Genomic DNA, 20958 nt, shown 5'->3' with positions numbered 1-20958 from the left:
ATCACTGCCGCCCCCCCAAGCGCCCTTGAGTGCCAACGGAGTCAGGTGAGGGTAAGGATCAGCAGTATGCGATGGGGGCGCTTGGAATCTGTACAAATGCCTCAGCCCGAGCCTCGAACATGTTGGCCGGATCGTGATCGAGGAAGACACCCTCCTTGTCTGCGGCGCGCGGCGCATCATTGAGGTTCTGAAATGATCCGACGTAACCAGCAATCCTGTTTCCTCGAACAGAGAACACTGTTGCGAGGGCGACCTTCGAGTTGAGTGATGGAAAACTGTTGTACCCGATGTGTGCCATCGTGGTAATGGTTTTTTCCCGCAGCATTCGCTCGCGCATCTTCTCGAACGATGACAGGAACATCCAACTTTGCATAGTGACCATGGCTTCGCGACCACCGTCGTTCGCAAGTGTGTATCCACGCTCAATAAAACAGGCGAAGAGGTCACTCTTGCTGTCGGGGAAGTGGTTCTTGGCAAACTTCTTGAGGAGGCCGTTCATGCCACCAGCTCCCATATACGGCGGATTCGCCACCACAGCGTCGTACCGCGCCGCGAGCAACTCCGCCTGCTGCACCAGCGGCCCCAAGCGCTTGAGCGCCTCCGCAACGAATAGGTCCAGCGTCGCCTCACTCAGCTCCTTCAGCGCCGGCAGCTTCTCCACCACCCCCTCCGGCACCTGAATCAACGAGCCAAACGTTGTCGCGTGCTCGAACAGCCGCTTCAGCTCCGAAAGGTCCCCCGGCTTCAGCCCGCAGTCTGAAAGCTCCACCCCTTTCGCCAAGCCCTCCGCATCGAAGCCCGCGCTATCCACCAGCGCCATCACATTGAGCTTCACCCCCCGCTCGAACAGCCGCCGGTCATCCGCCCGCCCCTTCATCATCAGCGCAAAGCCGGTCAGTTGCGCCGCCCGCTCGTCGATGTCGAGGCCAAAAAGGTTCTTCTCGAGGATCAACTGTGCCACGTCCCGCTGCCGATAACCGCGCTCCAGGTAGATGCCCTTGAAGAGCTCATAGGCCTCGACCAGGATGTGCCCCGAGCCACACGCCGGATCGATGAGTGTCAGCTCCTCGGGGTCGAGCTGGCTGGGCGTGATGGCCGCGAGCTGCGCCTTGACCTCGTCGGTCTGCTCGGCCGGCTCGATGTAGTAGGCCATCTGCGCTTTGAGCGGCGAATCGGGATAGGTCGCCAGCCACTGCGCCCCCAGCGAGTTCTGGACCATGTACTTGACGATCCAGTTGGGCGTGAAAAGCTGCGTTGCCGCCGGAATGTCTTCCGACTTCACCACCTTGCCGATGACCTGGTCCTTCTTCTCGGAGATGTAGAACTGGTAGAGCCAGCCGATGATCTCGATGTTGGACCAGTCGGCTTCCGGGATTTCATCGACCAGCGAAGCGATCAGTGAATCGCTGCGGATGAGCTTGTCGGGCAGCAGCAGTTCGGATTCGTCGTCGATGCGCTCGAAGAGGAAGGGCATCGCGCTGGAGAGCGCGTTGCACTGCGCGACCAGCAGGAGCCGATAGAGTTCGCCGTCCTTGTCGCCAGCAAGCCTGAAGTCGGCGATCTGGGCGGCGTTCAGGCCCGGTAGGACGCCGACGAGTTCGCTGGCGTGGGCGAGGATTTCGGGCAAACCACCCTCTCGGCTCGACAGCGCCCGGTAGCCGTGGTCCAGATAGTCGTGCAGCTCCATGTAGCGCAGCGCGGCAAAACGGTTGAACCAGGTGTAGGCCACCGCGTCGATGGTGTGGGCAAAGCCGTCGTCGTTGATGCGCTGAATCAGACGCTCGCGCTGCTGATGCGCCTTGGCAGGCCATGCCTGGCCGGCGATGACGACGATGTCACCCTTCAACTCGCCGGCGGCAATGCCAAGCTTGCCGCCTTTTGCAGACAATCCGAGCTGGTTGGCGCGGGCCTCGATGGCGGCGATGAAAGCCTTGCGGGCCTGCGGGGCGTAGGACTTGAGCTTGGCGGTGTTCATGGCTTCATTGGATGCGTACGCGCTGGCCGGCCTTGATGGCGGCGAGCAGTTCGGACTTGAGTTTGCCGACGTAATTTTCGACGTCGGCTTCGCTTTCCAGATAGATCGTGGGGGAAAAGTCTGCCGCCCGAATGACCTTCGAGGGTTTCGGCGCTGCCGTGCCGGCACCGGTGGTCAAGACCTTTTGCGTCGTCGTGCCTCCCGGATCTTTCACCACCGTTGCCGGCTTCTGGCTGGCCAATTCGATGATCAACATCGCATCGTCCAGCAGATTGCCGCCTTGATCCTGAAAATAGAGGATCTTCGGAATGCTGGACAGACCAGCGACCTTGGTCTTCAGCTCCTGCAAGGGCAGCAAAGCCTTGTTGCGCAGCTCCGCAGCGGCCTGAACCTGATCGAGCGATTTCACGACCTCGGCGATCCGGGAGTCGATCGAATTGAGCGCGCGTTCGCGCCGTTGCTGCGCTTCGGCTTCGTTGGCGGCCTCAACGGTCTTGATCAGCGCCTCGACGCGCGGAACCTGGCTGTACGGCGCCGGGTTGTCGCGTATCGACTCCAGCTCGGCGAGTGCGGTCGCGACGTCGGGAAGCTTCAGCAAGACTTCCCGGTTGTCGGCAAAGCCGGTCAGCGCTTCGAGCAGCTTGCGCCAGGAGAGAAGCTGGGTTTTGTAGAAGCTGACGACATCATGGATGTCGTCGCTGGCGTCCAGCCAGTCGCTTTTCGCGCTCAGCAGGGTCTCTATGAATTCGAAGGCGTCGCGGATTGCGAGCTGCTTGCCGATGCGGGTACTCGCCGCGTCGATCACGTCCTTGCCAGGATGGTGCTTGATTGCGGCGGTCTGAGCATAGCCCTTGAGGTCGGACAGCCAGTCGCCGAGGGCAGCACGGTAATCAGCGACCAGCGCATCCGCGTCTTCGCGAGCGATCCTGGCGAAGAGGTCCTTGTAGAGCGCCCGCGCCCGCTTGAGAGAATCAGGGTCCGAGATCTTTCTCTTGAGGATCGAGACCTGCTTGAAACGAACCGACTTGGTCAGGGAATCGCCGGCGCTCTTCGGGTCGAGATCGTTGCCTTCGCACATCAGCTTGATCTCGCCAGCCATGAACAGTCGGGCAACGAGCAGCACCACTTCCCATTCGGGCTTCCATCCCCAGGGGATGCCGGTGAAGCGATCAACGACGTCGGAGAGCAGGACGCGCTCGGTGCCGGCCTTGAGGTGCAGGTAATCGCGCAGTTCCTTGATGGCGAGGTGGTTGCCGTCTACACCCTGGAGACCGAGCGCCTGCTGACCGATGACATTGGCGGCGAGCACGGCCTTGATCTCGGCGATGGGGTCAGCCTGACGCTGCTTGAGGTAGGGGAGCTTGGTGTAGGTGTTGGTGATCAGGTAGTTGAGCAACTGGTCGAGCAGCGTGCCCGGGCTCGCGGCCTTGACTTGCAGTTTCTGACCGAGCGCATAGCAATCGCCGGTGCCCATGAGATCACCCAGTTGCGCGAGGATGCGGCCCCGGCGTTCGCGGTTCTCGTCCTTGCGGTCCATCAGGATTCGCTTCATCGATGCAGCAGCCATGCTGGCCTTGGGGCTGTCGATGTACTTTTCGATCTGCAGGTAGAGGCTCAGCTCGATGTCGAGCCGATCGCCTTCGGCGGTCCGAATCAGAGCCCGACCGCCCGATTCGGAGCTGCGCAGAATGCATCTGGCTTCGCTGAGGAGTTCGTAGTCATCACCGAGTGGCGTGGCGATTTCAAGGCTGAGCGGATGGCTGGCGTTCTTCCAGGGTGCTCCGTCGAGCAGGCGGTTGAATTCGTAGTCGGCCCTGGTATCCCGGTGACGCACCCTGGTCTGGCCGGCGAGGATGTCGTCGTAGAGCAGTTCGCTGAGCAGCCGCCATTTTTCGTTGGCGGATACTGCGACATGGCCGATCTCGCGGGCCACGTCGCGCTCTTCGTTGGTCAGGAAGAACCAGAGATCGCCATTGCGGCTGATCAGTCGCTGCTTTTCGAGTCGGGCGAGGCTTTCCTGGATGCGGCGTTTGAGTGCCAGCTTGTCGGCGTCGATTTCATTGACGCAAAGCGTGGCCAGGTTGTCGATGTTCGGCTTGACGATGTCCGGGATGTAACGAATCAGGAACATCGCTTTGAGAAGCTGGGCGTCGTAGGGCTCGAGTGCGGCATTGCCCGGCGCTTCGTCGATCGAGCGCTTGGCCGAGGTGTCGATGAAGCTCTCGATCGACGGATAGAAGTCGTAGAGCGGGACCAGCGCATCGATCCCCCGCTCGGCATTGCGAACGGCGGCGGACTGGAAGGCGTCGAGTAGCGAGCGCTCGCCTTTCGAGAGGTGCTTGCCGGTAGCACCGACCTTGCGGATCGATTCGAAGATCTTCTGGAGCAGCGTGAACTGATACGGGGCGAAGGGGTAGCAGGCAACGAATTCGGCCGAATCCTTGTAGCTCTTCATCGTCACCGAGTTGCCAACGAAGGCGAGCTGGTTGTTGATGATGTCGCCCTTCTTTTCGAAGCGGTCGCGCAGAGCGGCGTGAGCGGCTTCGGTCTTGGCGAGGAGACGCTCGCCGATGACCTCGTCGGTGTTGGAACTGGCCAGCGACAGACGGGTGTGGAAGCGCCCCTGAATCTTGGAGAAGTCCTGCGACCTGGCCTTGTTGGCTTCGCCGATGGCGGCGTCGATGTCTTCCTGGCTGGTCACGATGACCCATGCCCGGCCCTGGCACAGGGTTCCCAGTTGCTCGGCAATGGTCTGCAAGTTCAGCATCAACTGTGTGTTGTTACCGATGAACTGACCGACTTCATCGACCAGGAAAACAATCCGGTGCCCCGCCGGCTTGCTGTCTAGATAGTTACGAATCAGCCTGGCGAGCCCTTCGATATTGATTCGATAGGTTTCCCGAGCGCTGTCGAACCAGGCGCCGGCGGACTCCTCGCTCTGCTTGAGGGCGTTGGCCAGCGCAAAAACCACCTCATCGCGAAGGAAGCCGACGGCGTCGCGTTGGTCGTCCCAGGTTGAACCGCTCTTCTCGGCGAAGGCAGCCTTGAACGTTTCGTATGCTCCCTTGCTGACCAGGTGACGTTCCATTTCAGCCACATGCGGGGCGTCTCCGCTGTAGCCGAGCTTCTCATTGAACACGCGCAGGAAGACTTGCAGGATGACATCGCGCTCATCCTTGCTGTCCGCCTTGGCGTCGATGTTGAACAGGATCACGTCGGAGCTGCCGTGCACCGCACGCTGAACGTCAGCAAGCAGCATGGCGTCCTTGATCTTGTGTTTGTCGAAGAACGCTGCGGCCCGCTTGGTCGTGCCGTTCGCCGGGTTGACTGCTTCGATGTTCTCCAGCAGGTAGGAGAGGATCTTGATGAAGTGCGACTTGCCCGAGCCGAAGGAGCCCGAGACCCAGACGGCCATCCTCGCCGAAAGCACCGGGTCTTTCGGGTTGTCGGCGGCGGCCAGGAAGGCGTCGAAGAAGCGGCGGAGGTATTCGGTAAGCTGCTTGGTGACTACATACTCGTCGAGTTCCTGCCAGATGCTCTCAGCGTCGCGCTGGTCGGCCTTGATGACACCATTGATCGGGCGGTCGATCGGCTTGGTGAAGATCTCCCTGATTTTCATTGTGGGTTGTTCCGGGAAGTGGAGTTCAGGAAACGAGACGGAAGGCGCGGTAGTAGTGGTCGTCTTTCAAGCGGCTGAAGAGGCGTAGGGAATAGCCGTCGTACTTGCCTGGGTAGAACATCACCAGCGGCTTGTCCTGCATGTGGGCATGCAGCGCCGAGAGCAGCGTATGGGTGCGGAGCATGGGATAGACCGCGCCGACATTCCAGAGAATGAGCAGGTCAAGGCCGGCGATGTCGTTCTTGGTCACTAGCCGCTTGGCGAGCTTGTCTTCCTTGAGTACTCCGCTCAGCTCTTTGAGCGTCTTGACATCACCCTGCGTGCGCTGCATCTCGATGGCCTTGTCGAGCAGCTTGCGCTCTTCCAACAGGCCGATCACGAGGTCGAAGAGATTGACCGCCGCGACCCGGATCGTGGGCTGATGCCTGGCCAGTGCCGGCAGGACGACCTCCTGGAGGAAAGTCCGCACGGCCATCTCGTGCTCGGGTGGGTAGTCGAAGATCCAGAAGCCGATCTCGCCGCCGGAACCCTTATTGGCCAACACGTCAGGCGAAGTCAGTTTGGGCAGTAGCCGGTTGAGCCGCTCGTCGAGGCCGTGACTCATCGGGCCATGTCCATGATGGCAAGCACCGAAGTTGCACCGTGGCGCTTGAGGTAGCAGACGGCGTCCGGGTGCAGGTGGGGCGGGGTCAGCCGCAATGTCTTGGTGGAATCGACATAGCGGCCCTCGGCGAGGACGCGGAGGATGACCTGCAGTACCTTCGCTTTGGTGGAAGCGCTGAGATTCGCGACATCTGGATCGCGCTGTACGCATTCCGCCAGGAACGCTTCCCAATCTTTGGCGGGAGACAGGTTCTGCTCCAGCCGGCGAAGTTTTCCGGCATAAACGTCATGCAGGAAGTCTGCGAAGATGCGGCTGTGCTTGATGGCTGCAGCAAACAAGAGCTGCGTCGCGACCTCGTGCGAACCACAGGCAATCAGCTTCAAGCCCTCCTCCTCCAGCGTCTCCAGGCGTTTGCGGATCAACTGCGCCTGGCGGCGGGCCGTAGCCGGGGCCTTCTTCTGCAGCAGGTTGTCGAGCTTGAGGGCATCGAACCACTGCTCCCGGGAAGGACTGGTCAGAAGCAAAGCTGCAATCCTGCGGCTTTCGGGCAACATCAAGGAACCTGCCGAGATTTCCGCATTGTAGACTCCCATTAGATTCCCGTTCAGAAGGTCCCTCAGCCCAGGTAATGATTCTTGCATAGCTTGACTCGCCATTGTACGGGAACAGAACAGGCCACCGTGTCCCACTGACGGAAAAGCGAGGAAATAGACGTTCACCGGCCAACTTGCGAAAGCTCTTCCGTCACCGGAAGGATTCCGCCCCAGCGAGGCAACCCGTGCATAAGTTCCCGCAGTGCGCTGTCGTGCTGCGTTCGCCACTGCTGCCATCGCCATACGCACAGCCGCGAAATGGCGAGCTCTTTTTTTTTTGATAGACATGAAACGACTAGAATCCTTTTTATTCGTTCCCCAGTCGTTCCCCGAGTTTTCCAAGGAGACCTTCGGATATGCCCCGCAAACACCTGTCACCGACCAGCATTGCAGCCTTCAAGCCGGCGACCGAAGGCTTCCTTTGGGACGATGTCGCGCCACGACTGGCAGTTCGTTCCCGGCACTCTGGTGCGAAGACGTTCATCTTCAAAGGCACGTTGAACTACCGCGACATCCGCGTAGAAGTGCATGAGCAGGATGCATAACCCGGCGCACCCCGGCGAAGTGCTGCGGGAATGGCTGCCGGAAGACATGACGGTGACACAAGCAGCGAAGGAACTGCAGGTGTCCCGCGTGACGCTTTCCAAGGTGCTGAACGGCAAGGCCGGCGTCACCGCAGGCATGGCGCTGCGTCTGTCTGCCTGGCTGGGCACATCCGCCGATCTATGGCTGGGCATGCAGAGCCAGTGGGATCTATGGCAAGCCGAGCAACTGCCAAAGCCGAACATCAAGCCGCTCGAAAATCTCGCCGCCTGACCGAGCACCGCCGCCACCTGATGGGTTCAGGCAATCGGGCCGCCGGAAGGTCGGTGGTGGCAAGCAAGCCTTGCTGCGCGCCTTGCGCCACGTCGCCCATGCCCAAGGAATGCAGGAGGTAGCGGCACACGCCGGCCTGCGCCGTGAGAGCCTTTCTCGTGCACATTCCCCCAAAGGCAACCCGACACTCGAAACCTTGCTGGCGGTCCTGTCGGCCGCCGGCCTGCGCTTGGCCGTGGCTCAAAGGGAAGAACATCCGGCCTGACCGAGGTTTGCCGCGCCTATCTCGACGGGGAGAAAACCGGGACACCTTCACCCGGCTGGCGCGGCACCCCCAAACGAAGGAGCTCTGAGAAGGAGCGCCAAGCATGCAAGTCACATTCCAGTGCTGTCCCGATTCGGTAAGAGTTGGAGACATTGGTGAATCCGTCGCGGAAGCCGACGATTCGTTTCGCCGTCAGTTTTTTATCCTCGTGCTTGCGGCTGCCCGCAAGAGAGAAATCCCACTCCGCAACAAGAGCAGGTTCAAGATTCCACAGGAATCTCTAGACATCACTGAGACTCAGACGCGCGACTTTGCGAAGCGTCACGTCGAGGAAAAGCTACTTCCCCCTGGCGGCGCCTTTGATGCGGACCTGCAACGTGCACAGGGCCTTCTATCCGCCCAGCCATGGATACAGCAAGCCGTGGCGGCCGGCGACCTTCTGCCCGGCGAGGCCGCGACCCTGGCCGGCAACTAGAAGAAGTGTTGCTGCCGAAGCCCAGGCCACCGATCTGCATGTTGAGTGAGCCGGCGAGCGATGCCCCTGCCGAGAAATGGGCGGAATACCGGCTGCAGGTTGATGAAGCGAAAGCTCGTGGGGACCTTCTCATCCTGCTGGTGCCGATGAGGCCGGCAGACAGTCCGAGAACCGAGAAGGGGGTGACCTACTGCGGCACGGAACTGGACGCGCTGCTGGTCAAGACGTCGATGCTTCCCTCCAAGCTCGGCAACAAGAGCCTGCTGGACGACGTGATGAAAAATTTGGCTGGTAACGTGATCAGGCCAGTGGCAAACCGGGAAGCGGTCGAGGATGACGGCCAGCCGGGCATCGGCGTGGCGATGTGATAGGCGCCAGACTGAACCGTTTGTCCAACTTCAGCCGGCGCGTCGCGCTCGACTTTGGCGGGGGTGCCGACGGAGCGCGGGGACACTTGCAGTCTGGTCGTTCCCCAGTCGTTCCCAGAAACCCAGAAAGCAAAAAGCCCCGGCTTTCGACCGAGGCTAAGTGCTTGATTTTCTGGTGCCGCTGGACGGAATCGAACTGTCGACCTTCGCATTACGAATGCGCTGCTCTACCGACTGAGCTACAGCGGCACGGCGGTACTGCCAGCACCATGCAGGGGCCGCATTTTAGCAGCGCAGCCCGATATTTGGAACCCCTATTTTTGCCGGCCCGTTCCACCGCCTTCGCGCTCCCCGGAGCAGTCGTCAGACCGGCTAGTCGAGTCTCGCCAGGGTCGACTTGGCCAGCGGCGGGTTCTTGGCCAGGTATTTCTTGATCCCCGAGAGAATCGCCTCGGCCATCTTGTCCTGGTAAGCGTCGTCGTTGAGCCGCTTCTCCTCCTCGGGATTCGAGATGAAAGCGGTCTCGATGAGAATCGAGGGAATGTCTGGCGCCTTGAGGACCGCGAAACCGGCCTGCTCGACGCTGGCCTTGTGCAGCCTGTTGATGCCGCCGAGTTCACCCAGCACGGCCTTGCCGAGCTTGAGGCTGTCATTGATCGTCGCCGTTTGCGAGAGATCAAGCAGAGTGCGCGCCAGTATCGGGTCCTTGACGTCGATATTCACGCCGCCGATCAAATCGGCAGCGTTCTCCTTCTGTGCGAGATACCGCGCCGCTGAACTCGAGGCGCCACTTTCCGAAAGAACGAAGACCGAAGACCCGTTCGCATCGGGCCGAACGAAGGCATCGGCATGGATCGAGACGAAGAGGTCGGACTGGATTCGTCGCGCCTTTTGTACCCTGGCGTGCAAGGGCACGAAAAAGTCTGAATCACGCGTGAGGGCGACGCGCATGTTCGGCTCGGCCTCGATCTTGGCGCGCAAGCGCTTGGCAACGGCCAGCGTGACGTTCTTTTCCTGGCTACCGCCACTGCCGGTGGCACCGGGGTCTTCACCACCGTGCCCAGGGTCGAGGGTAATGGTCACCAGGCGATCAATCACCGGCCTGCCTTGCCGCTTGGCGACCGGCCTGGGTTCGCTGACCGGCTCGGCTCTTGGCTCGGCTCTTGGCTCGGGCTTCGCTTCGGCAAGCGCTTCCGGACGCGCCTCGGGCTTCGAATTGGCACGGTTCTCGACCGGCGCCGGACGAGCTTCCTTGCCATCAAGCAGCGAGAGCAGCGGATCGGGCGGGTTGAGGGGATAAACGTCGAGAACCAGGCGATAGCCGTAGCCACCCACTGGCGGCAGGACGAAGACCTGTGGATTGGCCTCTCCCTTGAGTTCCATCACCAGGCGCACGACGCCCGGCTTGTAACGCCCGGCGCGCAACAGCCTGATGTTGGGATCGTCCGGAGCGATCTTGTTGCCGAGGCTTTCGAGCACGCTGTTGAACTCTATTCCTTCGAGATCAACGACCAGACGTTCCGGGTTCTTGACCATGAAGTGCGTGTATTTCAGCGGTGCGCCGTACTCGATGGCTACCCGGGTGTAGTCTGCCGCCGGCCAGATGCGCACGGCGAGAATGCCCAGTGAGCGATTACTTGCCGCCTGCGGTCGCTGCGTCACCGTCAGAAACAGCGATGCACCGGCCAGCTTGATCAGTCGGCGGCGCCCGGCCAGCCGCTCTTGAGCACGTTCAGACATTTTTGCCCCTCCTGGCTACACGCGACGAACTCCAGTGTCCGCCCGTTCTCGACAAAGTGGAAGCGTACAATGATGTCTGGCGACGGCACGTGGTCGGCGGCTTTTTCCGGCCACTCGACCAGACAAACGGCATCGTCACGGAAGTATTCGCCGAGCCCTGCATCCACAAACTCTTCTGGAAAGTTGAAACGATAGAAATCAAAGTGATACCAGTATATCCTCGAAATCACATAAATTTCAACTAATGTGTAGGTAGGGCTTTTGACCGGCCCGACATGACCGCATGCGCGCAACAGTGAGCGCACCAGGGTTGTTTTTCCGGCGCCAAGGTCACCATCGAGCCAGACCACCATGCCGGCATGCAGCAAGGGAGCCAGGTGACGGCCAAAGCAGGCGGTGGCCGCCTCATCGGCGAGGTGCAGGCCAAGCGTGGACTGGTTATGATCGGGGCTATGCAAGAAAAGGACTCCAAAACCAATGCTGCTGGCGGCCAAACGCTGGGCCAGAATGCGTATGCCGAAATGGCGAGAAGGATAAAGGACTGGGGACAGGAACTCGGCTTCGCTGCGATCGGCATCGCCGGCGCCGATGTCTCGGCGGCAACGCCGCGGCTGATGGCCTGGCTGGCCCTGGGCCGGCACGGCGAGATGGATTATATGGCCAAACACGCGTCGCTACGCGCCGATCCCGGGCGACTGCTGCCGGGAACGCTGTCGGTCATTTCGGCCCGCCTGACGTACTGGCCGGAGGCTGCCGATGCCGAGAAGGTGCTCGCCGATCGTGAATTGGCCTACGTCTCCCGCTATGCGCTCGGCCGCGATTATCACAAAACGGTCCGCCAGCGACTGCAGGCGCTAGCCGATCGCCTGCGCGGCGACATTGCGGCGCTCGCACCGGCGCAGCCCTTTTCGTGCCGCGTATTCTCCGACTCGGCGCCGGTCCTGGAAACCGAGTTGGCGCGCCAGTCGGGTATCGCCTGGCGCGGCAAACATACGCTTTCGCTGACGCGCGGCGGTTCCTGGCATTTTCTCGGCGAGATCTACACCAACCTGCCGCTGCCACCCGACGCGCCAATCGCAGATCACTGTGGCGACTGCCGTCGTTGCCTCGACGTCTGCCCCACCCAGGCCATCTTCGCCCCCTACGAAGTGGACGCCCGTCGCTGCATCTCCTACCTGACGATCGAACTGCAGGGCGCCATCCCGGTGGACCTGCGCTCGCTGATCGGCAACCGCATCTACGGTTGCGACGACTGCCAGTTGTGCTGCCCGTGGAACCGGTTTGCCGGCCTCGGCGACGCCGACTTTGCCGTCCGCAACGGTCTCGATGCGATGCCACTGGCAGCACTCTTCGCCTGGAGCGAGGAAGAATTCAACCGCCGACTGGCGGGCAGTGCGCTACGCCGCATCGGTCACCAGCGCTGGCTACGCAATATCGCCGTCGCGCTGGGCAACGCGCCAGGCTCGCCGGCCATCGTCGCCGCGCTGGCTTCGCGGCAGGATGATCCTTCCCCGCTGGTGCGCGAGCACGTGCGCTGGGCGCTGGCACAGCACACAGCTCGCGGCGTTTGATGGTCACATGTTCGGATAGTTCGGCCCGCCCCCCCCCTCGGGAGCGACCCAGCGGATATTCTGCGTCGGGTCCTTGATGTCGCAGGTCTTGCAGTGGACGCAATTCGACGCATTGATCTGCAGGCGTGGGCCGCTGGCTTCCTCGACGATCTCATATACCCCTGCCGGGCAGTAGCGTTGCTCGGGGGACGCATAGACATTGAAGTTGACGGCGATGGCCTTGCTGCTGTCAAGCAACTGCAGGTGACAGGGCTGCTCCTCCTCGTGGGCCGTATTGGACATGAACACCGATGACAGGCGATCGAAGCTCAGCTCACCGTCTGGTCTGGCGTACTGGATGGGCTGATAGCCGGCAGCAGGGCGAAGTTGCTCGTGATCGCTGGTCGTGTCCTTGAGCGTGAAAAACATCTTCCCGCCGAACAGGTTGTGCTGGATCCAGTTGAAAGCGCCACCCAGAAAGGTGCCGAATTTGTGCAGAGCGGGCCCGAAATTGCGCGCCTGGTAAAGCTCGGCGTACAGCCAGGAGTCCTTGAAAGCAGCCTGATAAGCGACCAGATCGGTGCGCCCCTGGTCGCCCGCCTGCAGCGCCGTGTGGACGGTCTCGGCGGCAAGCATCGCCGACTTCATCGCCGTGTGTATACCCTTGATCTTGGCGAAATTGAGCGTGCCGGCGTCACAGCCGAGCAGCACGCCGCCGGGGAAAGTCTGCTTCGGCAGGCTGTTGAAACCCCCTTTGGTAATCGCCCGCGCGCCGTAGCACAAGCGCTTGCCACCTTCGAGATACTTCCTGATCTCGCGCTGCGACTTGAAGCGCTGAAACTCCTCGAACGGGGAAAGATAGGGATTGGCGTAGTTGAGATCGGCGATCAGACCCACCGCCACCTGATGATCTTCCATGTGGTAGAGAAATGAACCACCGGTCGCGCCATGCTCGCTGAGTGGCCAGCCGGCGCCATGTACCACCAGGCCAGGCTGGTGCTTGGCCGGATCGATCTGCCACAGCTCTTTGATGCCGATACCGTAATGCTGCGCGGTGACGCCGGCGGCAAGGTCGTATCGAGCGATCAGCTCCTTGCCGAGCTGACCGCGTGCGCCTTCGGCGAACAGCGTGTATCTGGCGTGCAACTCGATCCCCGGCTGAAAACTGTCCTTCGGCTCGCCCTTCTTGTCGCGACCGAGGTCGCCGGTGGCCACTCCCTTGACCGAGCCGTCATCGTGGTAAAGCACTTCGGCAGCGGCAAAACCGGGGAAGATCTCGACGCCGGCTGCTTCGGCCTGCTCGGCCAGCCAGCGGCACAGGCTGCCGAGGCTGATGATCGTGTTACCTGCGTTGTGCATCGGCGCGGGAACAGCAAAACCGGGCAACTTGGTCGCTGCGCTCTGGCTCCGATAGAGATAAACCCGATCTTCGCTGACCGGGGTATTCAGCGGGGCGCCCATCGCCCGCCAATCGGGTAGCAATTCGTCGAGCGCCCGGGGCTCAAACAGTGCGCCCGACAGGATATGCGCTCCGACCTCGGAACCCTTCTCCAGAACCATGACCGCCAGCTCGGAATTCAGTTGCTTGAGGCGAATCGCCGCGCTCAAACCAGCCGGACCCGCACCGACGATTACTACGTCATACTCCATCACTTCCCGTTCCATTGCCACTCCCCAAGGTTGCTCAATCGATCCGGACCCGACCGTCGGCCCGTTGGCCGAAGCGGATTCATCGTGGTCTAGCGCCAAAAACCGCGTGCACACCCCCGCGTATACCGTAGTCAAAGACCCGGGTCAACCTTCGCAGCGCAGCGAGTGCCTCGTCCGCCACCGCCGCAACGGCCAGATGAATCCGCAGCCGTCGGCGCAGGGCTGGCAGCGACCTCGCCGCAGCTTGGTCTTTCAGGGGCTGCAGTTCGTGGTTAGAATGCGCCATCTTCAACCCATTATTCATCGACCATCGTGCTTGAGCGACCCCGGAGTCAGATACGCATCGTGTTCATCATCAGCGCGCTATGGCTTGGTCTGAGCGGCTGTGACCTGATCCAGCAAAAACTGGGGATCGAGGCGCCGGCGGTCAAGGCGGCCCGCCAGGAAGCTGAAGGCAAGGCGGTCGGCGGTGCATGCCGACAGTCGGGCCGGGCCATCGAGGACTGCTACTCGATCTATTCTTGGTTACCCAAGGCAGCCATCTATGATGGCTGGCGTGATATGGACATCTATATGCGCGAAAACAAGCTGCCCACCGTCGAGCCGCAGTTGCCTCCGCCACAACCTCCCGGCAGCAAGAAGAAGAAGATCGCGCCCGCGCCAGAGGAAGCGGCCGCCGAGGCGAAGACCGATACCAAGGCGGCCCAGCCGCATTAGGTGCTTCGTGCCGGCTTGTGGTCAAGTGTATAGTTGGTGAGGATCGACGTAGGCGGTCGGCAGGTGCGCCAGTGGACCGTCGACCTGATACGATACACGGATTCGCTTGCTCATCTCGTCTGGCCTGTAAACCATGTCCGACCCTACTCGTCTGCCACCGCCGCCACAGGATGACTTTTCCAGACTCCTGCACGCGACCAGGGATCTGTTTCAGCGCCGGCTGAAGGAGATCGTCAGTCGGTCCGGGATCCGCAGTCCTTTGGAGCTCGAGGCTTTCGGTCGTGAGATTGGCGAGGCGCATGACCAACTGGCATCAGCCAGCCCGCTTGATGACTTTGGCCAGGCCGCCGACCTGACGGCATCACGGCTGACCCTGATGGGTGACAGTGATCTCGACCTGGAGATTCGCATCGGGGAGATCGGCAGCCACCTCCGCGAGGCCGGCGGTAGGGAACTGTGGCGAACCCAGTTGCGCTACAAGGCGCTATTGGGTCGGCCAACGCTGAGCGAGGCCGACAATCCGGTCGGCCCGGAAGTGATCTGTCTGGGCCTGTGGATGATCTGCCGGCAGAGCGGTGGCACCCTTGAGCAGCAACTCGCCCTGCTCGACCGGCTCGACGGACACCTCGGCGAGGAACTGCCCACGGTTTATCGGGAAATCGGCGAACTGCTGGCGCGCGCTGGAATCGAGGCGGCGCCAGGGCAGATAGGGGCGGGCGCAGCCGGGCCCAGAGAGGACGCAGAACCGGCGAGCAGGGGTAACCCGACGGCGCCCAACGCACTCTCAGCGCTGCAAAAGGTCGTCCATCGACGGCTTGACGTCGACCAGGTGGCGAGTCCCGGAGAAGGCCCCGGCGGCCACGGCGCGAGGTCTGGAAATGCCGCTCTCGATGCTGCGGCAATGGTCATGCTCAACCATTTGCTCGCCCGTCTGACGGCGCTCGAGGCGCGTTCGCCGTCCGCAAGCAGCGACGGTGCCGTGGACAATTCAGCCACTCGCCCCGTGCTGTGCGCACTGAAGTCGGAGGATCTCGACCTGCCCCTCGGCCAGGCGGAGGCCGTCACGCTCGATACGATGGCTCTGATCTTTACGGCTATCTTCGATTCTGCCGACCTGCCCGACGCGATCAAGGCGGCCATCGCACGCCTGCAGATCCCACTGCTCAAGCGGGCGATCATCGATCCGTCGCTGTTCGCCGACACCAGGCACCCCGCACGACTGCTGGTCAATCGTATGGCACGTGCGGCCATCGGGCTGCCCCGGAACGCTGGCTGCGAACATCCCGTCTGCGCGCAGATAGACCGCTTGACCGTCGCGGTACGTGAGGTTCTGGCCGTCAATGGCGCGCTGCTCGACCCCTACCTCGCCGAACTCGACGCGTTGATCGACGAACGTGATCGCGCCATTCGGCTGGCTGCCAACGCTCACCTGCAACTGGTCCTGGCGCACGAGAGCCGGCAATACGCCGAGCGCCTGGCCCATACCTGGCTGCATGCCAGGCAGGCGACAACACACTCGCCCGACGTCGAGGAGTTTCTCGAAAAGTACTGGTGGCGGGTGATGGTCGGCGCCGCCCTTGATGGCGGAGCTGACGGCAAACGCTGGCAACAGGACAGCGCGACTGCCGATGAGCTGATCTGGAGCGTTCAGCCCAAGCAGACCGCCGAGGAACGAAAGCGCCTTGCCGGCCTGGCCTCGTCGCTGGTCAGGCGAATCGGCGCCGGCCTTGATGAGATCGGCGTGTCAGCCGCGCAAAGAGGCCCCTTCCTCAACACCTTGTTCGATCTGCAGACCGCTGCCCTGCGCAGCGCCACACAGATCCGCGTATCGGCGTCAGCGTGCGAGCCTCGCGACAAAGCGCCCGCCGACGCGAGCAGCAGCGCGGCGTTGAAAACCGGACCCCGCCTGCTGGCGCGTGATGGGCAACGGGTCCATTATCTGCGGCTGGCGACGGAATCCGCATCGCCCCATGAAGATTCGGAAGAAAGCTGGCAAGTCGGTGACTGGCTGCGTTTTCATGCGTCGGACCACGAGCCGCTGTGCGGCCTCTGCTGCTGGCAAAGCCCGTCGTCGGGAACGGTCCTTCTGTTCAACCCCGACTGGGGCCACGCCGTCGCCATATCACCTGCGGTGCTCGACGAGCAGCTGCGCGCTGGCCGAGCACAGATCGCTTCGCGTATCGCCATCTTCGACGCTGCCGCCGAACAAGCCCTCAACCGGCTCGACAAACGGTCATGACCGTTCCCCTCACCCCCGCCCCCTCTCCCGCGAGCGGGCGAGGGGAGATTCGCGAGTCGCTTGCGCGACTTTCATGGTAACGCTGACCTGCGGCCCGCCGGAGTTGGCACTATGGCCGGCGCGGGCGGTCAATCAATGTATAATAGTGCTTTGATCCCGTTGATTCTGGACTGTTTTGACTGATTTCAGGGCTTCACCCATGCGTTTCAATGAACTCGGCCTGGCACCTGATCTGCTGCGAGCCCTTGCCGACCACGGCTACACGGAGCCGACACCGATCCAGGCGCAAGCCATCCCCATTGTACTCGCGGGACAGGATCTGATGGGCGGCGCCCAAACGGGCACCGGCAAGACGGCCGCCTTCACGCTGCCGCTGCTGCAGCGCATCCTTCCCTTCGCCAGCTCGAGTCCGTCGCCCGCGCGACACCCGGTACGCGTCCTGATGCTGGCGCCGACGCGCGAACTGGCGATCCAGGTGCACGAATCGGTGAAGACTTACAGCAAGTACGTTCCGCTCAGAAGCGCTTGCGTTTATGGCGGCGTGGACATCAAGCCGCAGATTGCCGAGGTTCGTCTCGGCGTCGAGGTGCTGGTCGCCACGCCGGGCCGCCTGCTCGATCTTTTCGAGCAGAAGTGCCTCAACTTCGGCAGCGTCCAGGCACTCGTCCTCGACGAGGCCGATCGCATGCTGGACATGGGTTTCGTGCCTGACGTGACGCGGATCATCAACCTGCTGCCAAAGCAGCGCCAAAGCCTTCTCTTCTCGGCGACTTTCTCGGAAGAGATCAAGAAGCTGGCTGACCGGATGCTCAAGTCGCCAGTGCTGATCGAGGTCGCCAAGCGCAACACGGTTTCCGAGACGATCACCCACCGTGTGCATCCGGTCGCTGCCGAGGCCAAGCGAGCGCTGCTGGTCAAGTTGTTGAAATCGTCCGACTTCAATCAGGTGCTGGTGTTCACACGTACCAAGATTGAAACCAACAAACTGGCGCGCGACCTGCAGCGGGCAGGTATTGCCGCCGACTCGATCCATGGCGACAAAAGCCAGCAGGAGCGCTTGAAGGCACTTGAAGCCTTCAAGGACGGTTCGGTGCTGGTGCTGGTGGCCACCGATGTCGCGGCGCGCGGCCTCGACATCGACGAACTACCGCATGTGATCAACTTTGACCTACCGCGCACACCGGAAGACTACATCCACCGCATCGGCCGCACAGGCCGTGCCGGCAAGCCGGGCACCGCGATTTCGCTGGTCTCGGCGAGCGAGGTGCAGTATCTGGCCGACATCGAGAAGCTGATCCGGATTCAGGTCGAGCAGGTCGTCGTCCCCGGCTTCGAGCCGGAATACGACTACACTTATCCGCCTGGCGACCGCCATCGCCGCAGATTGCCGGTACCAGCACCGGCGCCAGCACCGGCGCAAGCCCCCCTGGCGACACCACGCAGCGAGCGCACCTCGGTGCGCGGCGATCAACGCCCGGCTGCGAGCCGGCCGGGCAGCGGCCGCCGTCCCCAGCACATCGCCGCCGACGGTTTCGATTTCAGCAAGCCTTACGAGAGCGCTGACCCGCATCCGGTCGCCGCACCGGTCGGTAGCGAAGGCAGCAAGGCGCCTGGCTTCGCCGAACACCCGCACAAGGCACGCCGCCCTGTGGCAGCACTCTTGGGCGGACTAGGGCGAAAGTAGCTCAGCGGGCCCGGGAAGGGCCAGGTCAACCAGTTTCAGGATGGCCAGCGAAATGTTGTCGCCATCGCCTTTACAGATTGATCGCGCGCGGCCAATCAGCAATTCTGAGGCTTCCCGCGCCGACGCTGCGCCATCGATCGCCCAGGCCAGTTCCTGTTCGGTGAAGTAAGCCCACAGACCATCGGAGCAGAGCAAAAAGGTGTCACCCGCCTGCAGGCCTTCGGCTTCGCCAAAGGCGACCTTGGGTGTTTCAACGCCGCCCAGCGAAGTCAGGAGAATGTTCCGGTTGGGATGCACCAGTGCCTGTTCCGGGGTGATCTTGCCTTGCACCACCAGTTGCTCGACGTAGGAATGATCGGTGCTGCGAAAGAGCAGTCTATCGCCACGAAAATGGTAGAAGCGGCTGTCACCACAGTGTGCCCAGCTTACCCTGCCCGGCTGTAACAGCAGCATCACTGCCGTACTATGCGGATCCTTTTCGTTGATGAAGCGCGAAGCCTTGATCAGCGTATGCGCTTCATTGAGGCTCGATTCCAGCAACACACGTGCTGACTCGGTACGCGCCGAAAAGCGTTCCAGATTGTCGCGCGCCGTGTGGATCACCTGCTGAGCGGCAATCACCCCCCCGGTATGGCCACCCATCCCGTCGGCAACCACGGCCAACGCCACTCCCCCCCCTTTGGGATGCGGCAGGATGGCCACCCGGTCCTGCTGCTCGCGGCGATCACCCCGATGCTGGGCGACACAGGCATCGATTGAAATCGGCATTGATGGTCTCTCTCAGCGGCTGGCGCGTCACCTTCAACCCAGCCGCGCATTGCCAGCGCACAGCCCGTCCGGGGTGATGCAGTATCTTGTGTGGTTTAGGGACTTCCCCGCCGAAGTGCGCTGGGGTGCGGCAAATGACCACTACGATCCGGGTTGCGCTCAATGTAGACCCGGTGCGCGGCGACTACCAGGGCATGCACCTCTTCGCCACTCAAGTCAGGAAAATTCTCGCGCACGATGCGGTACGCCAGGTGCTCCAGGGACTGCCCTCCCCAGCCCTGCTGCGGATCGAAGAACGGCTCGATCATTACGAAAGCGTCATCGAAAGCCATTCTCAGAGGCAGGTTCTGCCGCCGCTCCAGTGCCGGAAGGTCCGCGTGCTCACGCTGTTCGCTCATCTCATACCCTTTCGTGCACTTCCTGAATTCTCCTGTCTGCGAGTGCGCAAGACGCGCCGCTTGCCCTTGCCGGCCGTCGTCACCGGTAACGCGACGACGAATTCTATCGCTTTCGGCGTCGCGCAGGGTATGAGATAGCGGCCAAAGCCGGCCTCGGGTGGCGCGCATGCTCGACGAGCGATGCGCTTCGCGCTTGACCGATCGAACTAATCGCCCTCCGCCCGACGGCCGCCTGCCACCGAAGTGCTTAAGCGTTCATCGATCAGTTCTATCCAGTGCCGCACCGGCGTCGGGCTCCCGCTCTGCAGATGCCTCTGGCAGCCGACGTTGGCGGTGGCAAAGACCGCTGGCGAACCGGCACCCAGGGCGGCCAGCTTGTGGTCGCGCAACTGGCTGGCCAGCACCGGCTGGCTGATCGAATACGTCCCCGCCGAACCACAGCAGAGGTGCGCATCAGCCACCGCGGTCAACTGATAGCCGGCGGCGGTGAGCAGCGATTCGACGACCCCGCGGATCTTCTGCGCGTGCTGCAAGGTACATGGCGAGTGGAAGGCCACACGCTGGCCGGCAGCGCCGCCGGCCTGGCCCAGCAGCTCGACCAGACGCCGCCGCTCGGCGGCCAGCACCTCGGAGACGTCGCGCGTCATTGCCGCAATCCGGGCCGCTTTCTCGGCGTAGGCTGGATCGTGTTTGAGCAGTTCACCGTACTCTCGCACCTGCGCGCCACAACCCGAGGCGGTCATCACGAAGCCCTCGACGCGCCCGCTCTCGACCTGCGGCCACCAGGCGTCGATCACCCGTCGCATGTCGGCAAACGCATTTTCCCGGTCGGTGAGGTGGTAGCGCAAGGCCCCGCAACAGCCGGCACCGGGCACCTCCAGCAATTCGATTCCCAGCCGGTCGAGCACACGTGCCGTCGCTAAATTGGTATTCGGCGTCAGCGTCGGCTGCATGCAGCCGGCGAGAGCAATGAGCCGGCGCGGGTGCCGCCCTTTCCGCGGCCAGGGTCGCGCCGATTCCGCCGTGGCCAGCGGCACCTGCTCGGCCAGCAGACTCGGCAACAGCGGCCGCATCAGTTGGCCGAGGCGTACCGCCGGCTTGAACATTTCGCCCCGCGGCAGCGTCTCGCAGAGCAGGAAACGCGTCGCCCGGCCGGCGAAGGAGCGCGGCACACGCTGCTCGAGCACCTCGCGTCCGATGTCGAGCAGGCGGTGATACCTGACGCCTGACGGACACGTCGTCTCGCACGAGCGGCAACTCAGACAGCGATCGAGATGGAGCTGCGTTTTCTCGCTGACCGGCTGCCCTTCGAGCATCTGCTTGATCAGATAGATACGGCCGCGCGGCCCGTCGAGTTCGTCGCCGAGCAACTGAAAAGTCGGACAGGTGGCGTTGCAGAAGCCGCAGTGCACGCAGGCGCGCAGGATCGCGTCGGCCTCGCGTCCGGCCGGTGTGTCCCTGATGAAGTCGGCGAGATGGGTTTGCATGGTCGGCGCG

Annotated in this window: 19 protein-coding genes and 1 tRNA gene; 10 read left to right on the top strand and 10 right to left on the bottom strand. The window is 62.3% G+C overall.

The window, feature by feature from the left end:
• Nucleotides 1-58: 58 nt before the first annotated feature.
• From pglX to ACCAA_RS08065, 4 genes are read right to left on the bottom strand one after another with little or no spacing between them, the layout of a single operon-like run.
• Complete coding sequence (pglX, locus tag ACCAA_RS08080) at nt 59-1975, bottom strand: BREX-1 system adenine-specific DNA-methyltransferase PglX (protein WP_186406730.1); 1917 nt, start codon at nt 1973-1975, stop codon at nt 59-61.
• Between the two features lie 4 nt (nt 1976-1979).
• The gene (gene brxC, locus ACCAA_RS08075; RefSeq protein WP_186406729.1) at nt 1980-5594 is read right to left on the bottom strand and encodes a BREX system P-loop protein BrxC; all 3615 of its coding nucleotides are present in this window, start codon (nt 5592-5594) and stop codon (nt 1980-1982) included.
• Between the two features lie 25 nt (nt 5595-5619).
• Complete coding sequence (locus ACCAA_RS08070; RefSeq protein ID WP_186406728.1) at nt 5620-6198, bottom strand: DUF1788 domain-containing protein; 579 nt, start codon at nt 6196-6198, stop codon at nt 5620-5622.
• Entirely contained in the window at nt 6195-6791 is a 597-nt protein-coding gene (locus tag ACCAA_RS08065; RefSeq protein ID WP_186406727.1) for a DUF1819 family protein, read from the bottom strand. Before ACCAA_RS08065 ends, ACCAA_RS08070 begins: the two co-directional genes overlap by 4 nt.
• A gap of 356 nt (nt 6792-7147) precedes the next feature.
• Here ACCAA_RS08065 and ACCAA_RS08060 point away from each other — a divergent pair, with 356 nt between their 5' ends.
• The 5 genes from ACCAA_RS08060 (at nt 7148) to ACCAA_RS08040 (ending at nt 8715) form a co-directional block, all read left to right on the top strand.
• A complete protein-coding gene (locus ACCAA_RS08060) occupies nt 7148-7336 on the top strand; it encodes a hypothetical protein (protein ID WP_186406726.1) in 189 nt (62 codons plus the stop codon).
• Complete coding sequence (locus tag ACCAA_RS08055; protein ID WP_186406725.1) at nt 7320-7607, top strand: HigA family addiction module antitoxin; 288 nt, start codon at nt 7320-7322, stop codon at nt 7605-7607. Before ACCAA_RS08060 ends, ACCAA_RS08055 begins: the two co-directional genes overlap by 17 nt.
• On the top strand, nt 7489-7872 hold the full coding sequence (locus tag ACCAA_RS22580) for an addiction module antidote protein (RefSeq protein ID WP_342674038.1): 384 nt from the start codon (nt 7489-7491) through the stop codon (nt 7870-7872). The genes ACCAA_RS08055 and ACCAA_RS22580 overlap by 119 nt, the downstream gene beginning before the upstream one ends.
• 103 nt (nt 7873-7975) lie before the next feature.
• Complete coding sequence (locus ACCAA_RS08045; protein WP_186406724.1) at nt 7976-8347, top strand: hypothetical protein; 372 nt, start codon at nt 7976-7978, stop codon at nt 8345-8347.
• Between the two features lie 8 nt (nt 8348-8355).
• The gene (locus ACCAA_RS08040; RefSeq protein WP_186406723.1) at nt 8356-8715 is read left to right on the top strand and encodes a hypothetical protein; all 360 of its coding nucleotides are present in this window, start codon (nt 8356-8358) and stop codon (nt 8713-8715) included.
• A 173-nt stretch (nt 8716-8888) separates the two neighbouring features.
• Here the strand turns inward: ACCAA_RS08040 and ACCAA_RS08035 are convergent.
• The 3 genes from ACCAA_RS08035 to tsaE all read right to left on the bottom strand — a co-directional run bounded on the left by ACCAA_RS08035 (nt 8889) and on the right by tsaE (nt 10913).
• Nucleotides 8889-8964: transfer RNA gene (locus ACCAA_RS08035), tRNA-Thr, on the bottom strand.
• Nucleotides 8965-9087: 123 nt separating this feature from the next.
• Complete coding sequence (locus tag ACCAA_RS08030) at nt 9088-10455, bottom strand: N-acetylmuramoyl-L-alanine amidase (RefSeq protein ID WP_186406722.1); 1368 nt, start codon at nt 10453-10455, stop codon at nt 9088-9090.
• Nucleotides 10410-10913 (bottom strand): tRNA (adenosine(37)-N6)-threonylcarbamoyltransferase complex ATPase subunit type 1 TsaE, encoded by a 504-nt coding sequence (gene tsaE, locus ACCAA_RS08025; RefSeq protein ID WP_186406721.1) that lies wholly within the window; start codon nt 10911-10913, stop codon nt 10410-10412. The genes ACCAA_RS08030 and tsaE overlap by 46 nt, the downstream gene beginning before the upstream one ends.
• 63 nt (nt 10914-10976) lie before the next feature.
• Between tsaE and queG the strand changes: the two genes are divergently transcribed.
• Nucleotides 10977-12026, top strand: a complete 1050-nt coding sequence (gene queG, locus ACCAA_RS08020; RefSeq protein ID WP_245754494.1) for a tRNA epoxyqueuosine(34) reductase QueG — start codon at nt 10977-10979, stop codon at nt 12024-12026.
• Between the two features lie 3 nt (nt 12027-12029).
• On the opposite strand, the gene ACCAA_RS08015 is transcribed toward queG, so the two are convergent.
• Nucleotides 12030-13670 (bottom strand): electron transfer flavoprotein-ubiquinone oxidoreductase, encoded by a 1641-nt coding sequence (locus ACCAA_RS08015; protein WP_186406719.1) that lies wholly within the window; start codon nt 13668-13670, stop codon nt 12030-12032.
• Between the two features lie 330 nt (nt 13671-14000).
• Here ACCAA_RS08015 and ACCAA_RS08010 point away from each other — a divergent pair, with 330 nt between their 5' ends.
• The 3 genes from ACCAA_RS08010 to ACCAA_RS08000 all read left to right on the top strand — a co-directional run bounded on the left by ACCAA_RS08010 (nt 14001) and on the right by ACCAA_RS08000 (nt 18295).
• Nucleotides 14001-14372 (top strand): hypothetical protein, encoded by a 372-nt coding sequence (locus ACCAA_RS08010; protein ID WP_245754492.1) that lies wholly within the window; start codon nt 14001-14003, stop codon nt 14370-14372.
• Between the two features lie 133 nt (nt 14373-14505).
• A complete protein-coding gene (locus tag ACCAA_RS08005; RefSeq protein ID WP_186406717.1) occupies nt 14506-16611 on the top strand; it encodes a DUF1631 family protein in 2106 nt (701 codons plus the stop codon).
• Nucleotides 16612-16810: 199 nt separating this feature from the next.
• On the top strand, nt 16811-18295 hold the full coding sequence (locus tag ACCAA_RS08000; RefSeq protein ID WP_186406716.1) for a DEAD/DEAH box helicase: 1485 nt from the start codon (nt 16811-16813) through the stop codon (nt 18293-18295).
• Here the strand turns inward: ACCAA_RS08000 and ACCAA_RS07995 are convergent.
• Nucleotides 18281-19063 (bottom strand): PP2C family protein-serine/threonine phosphatase, encoded by a 783-nt coding sequence (locus ACCAA_RS07995; protein ID WP_186406715.1) that lies wholly within the window; start codon nt 19061-19063, stop codon nt 18281-18283. The genes ACCAA_RS08000 and ACCAA_RS07995 overlap by 15 nt on opposite strands.
• 134 nt (nt 19064-19197) lie before the next feature.
• Here ACCAA_RS07995 and ACCAA_RS07990 point away from each other — a divergent pair, with 134 nt between their 5' ends.
• A complete protein-coding gene (locus tag ACCAA_RS07990; RefSeq protein WP_186406714.1) occupies nt 19198-19599 on the top strand; it encodes a hypothetical protein in 402 nt (133 codons plus the stop codon).
• Nucleotides 19600-19667: 68 nt separating this feature from the next.
• Here the strand turns inward: ACCAA_RS07990 and glcF are convergent, their stop codons facing one another.
• On the bottom strand, nt 19668-20948 hold the full coding sequence (gene glcF, locus ACCAA_RS07985) for a glycolate oxidase subunit GlcF (RefSeq protein WP_186406713.1): 1281 nt from the start codon (nt 20946-20948) through the stop codon (nt 19668-19670).
• Between the last annotated feature and the right edge of the window lie 10 nt (nt 20949-20958).

Source organism: Candidatus Accumulibacter aalborgensis (assembly GCF_900089955.1).
Classification (GTDB): domain Bacteria; phylum Pseudomonadota; class Gammaproteobacteria; order Burkholderiales; family Rhodocyclaceae; genus Accumulibacter; species Accumulibacter aalborgensis.
This window is presented reverse-complemented; position numbering and strand designations above follow the sequence as displayed.

Bases quoted from the DNA above. Each gene is read 5' to 3' on its own strand.
- pglX (WP_186406730.1), bottom strand. From the start codon at position 1,975: ATGAACACCGCCAAGCTCAAGTCCTACGCCCCGCAGGCCCGCAAGGCT.
- brxC (WP_186406729.1), bottom strand. From the start codon at position 5,594: ATGAAAATCAGGGAGATCTTCACCAAGCCGATCGACCGCCCGATCAAT.
- ACCAA_RS08070 (WP_186406728.1), bottom strand. From the start codon at position 6,198: ATGAGTCACGGCCTCGACGAGCGGCTCAACCGGCTACTGCCCAAACTG.
- ACCAA_RS08065 (WP_186406727.1), bottom strand. From the start codon at position 6,791: ATGGGAGTCTACAATGCGGAAATCTCGGCAGGTTCCTTGATGTTGCCC.
- ACCAA_RS08060 (WP_186406726.1), top strand. From the start codon at position 7,148: ATGCCCCGCAAACACCTGTCACCGACCAGCATTGCAGCCTTCAAGCCG.
- ACCAA_RS08055 (WP_186406725.1), top strand. From the start codon at position 7,320: ATGAGCAGGATGCATAACCCGGCGCACCCCGGCGAAGTGCTGCGGGAA.
- ACCAA_RS08045 (WP_186406724.1), top strand. From the start codon at position 7,976: ATGCAAGTCACATTCCAGTGCTGTCCCGATTCGGTAAGAGTTGGAGAC.
- ACCAA_RS08030 (WP_186406722.1), bottom strand. From the start codon at position 10,455: ATGTCTGAACGTGCTCAAGAGCGGCTGGCCGGGCGCCGCCGACTGATC.
- queG (WP_245754494.1), top strand. From the start codon at position 10,977: ATGGCGAGAAGGATAAAGGACTGGGGACAGGAACTCGGCTTCGCTGCG.
- ACCAA_RS08015 (WP_186406719.1), bottom strand. From the start codon at position 13,670: ATGGAACGGGAAGTGATGGAGTATGACGTAGTAATCGTCGGTGCGGGT.
- ACCAA_RS08005 (WP_186406717.1), top strand. From the start codon at position 14,506: ATGTCCGACCCTACTCGTCTGCCACCGCCGCCACAGGATGACTTTTCC.
- ACCAA_RS08000 (WP_186406716.1), top strand. From the start codon at position 16,811: ATGCGTTTCAATGAACTCGGCCTGGCACCTGATCTGCTGCGAGCCCTT.
- ACCAA_RS07995 (WP_186406715.1), bottom strand. From the start codon at position 19,063: ATGCCGATTTCAATCGATGCCTGTGTCGCCCAGCATCGGGGTGATCGC.
- ACCAA_RS07990 (WP_186406714.1), top strand. From the start codon at position 19,198: ATGACCACTACGATCCGGGTTGCGCTCAATGTAGACCCGGTGCGCGGC.
- glcF (WP_186406713.1), bottom strand. From the start codon at position 20,948: ATGCAAACCCATCTCGCCGACTTCATCAGGGACACACCGGCCGGACGC.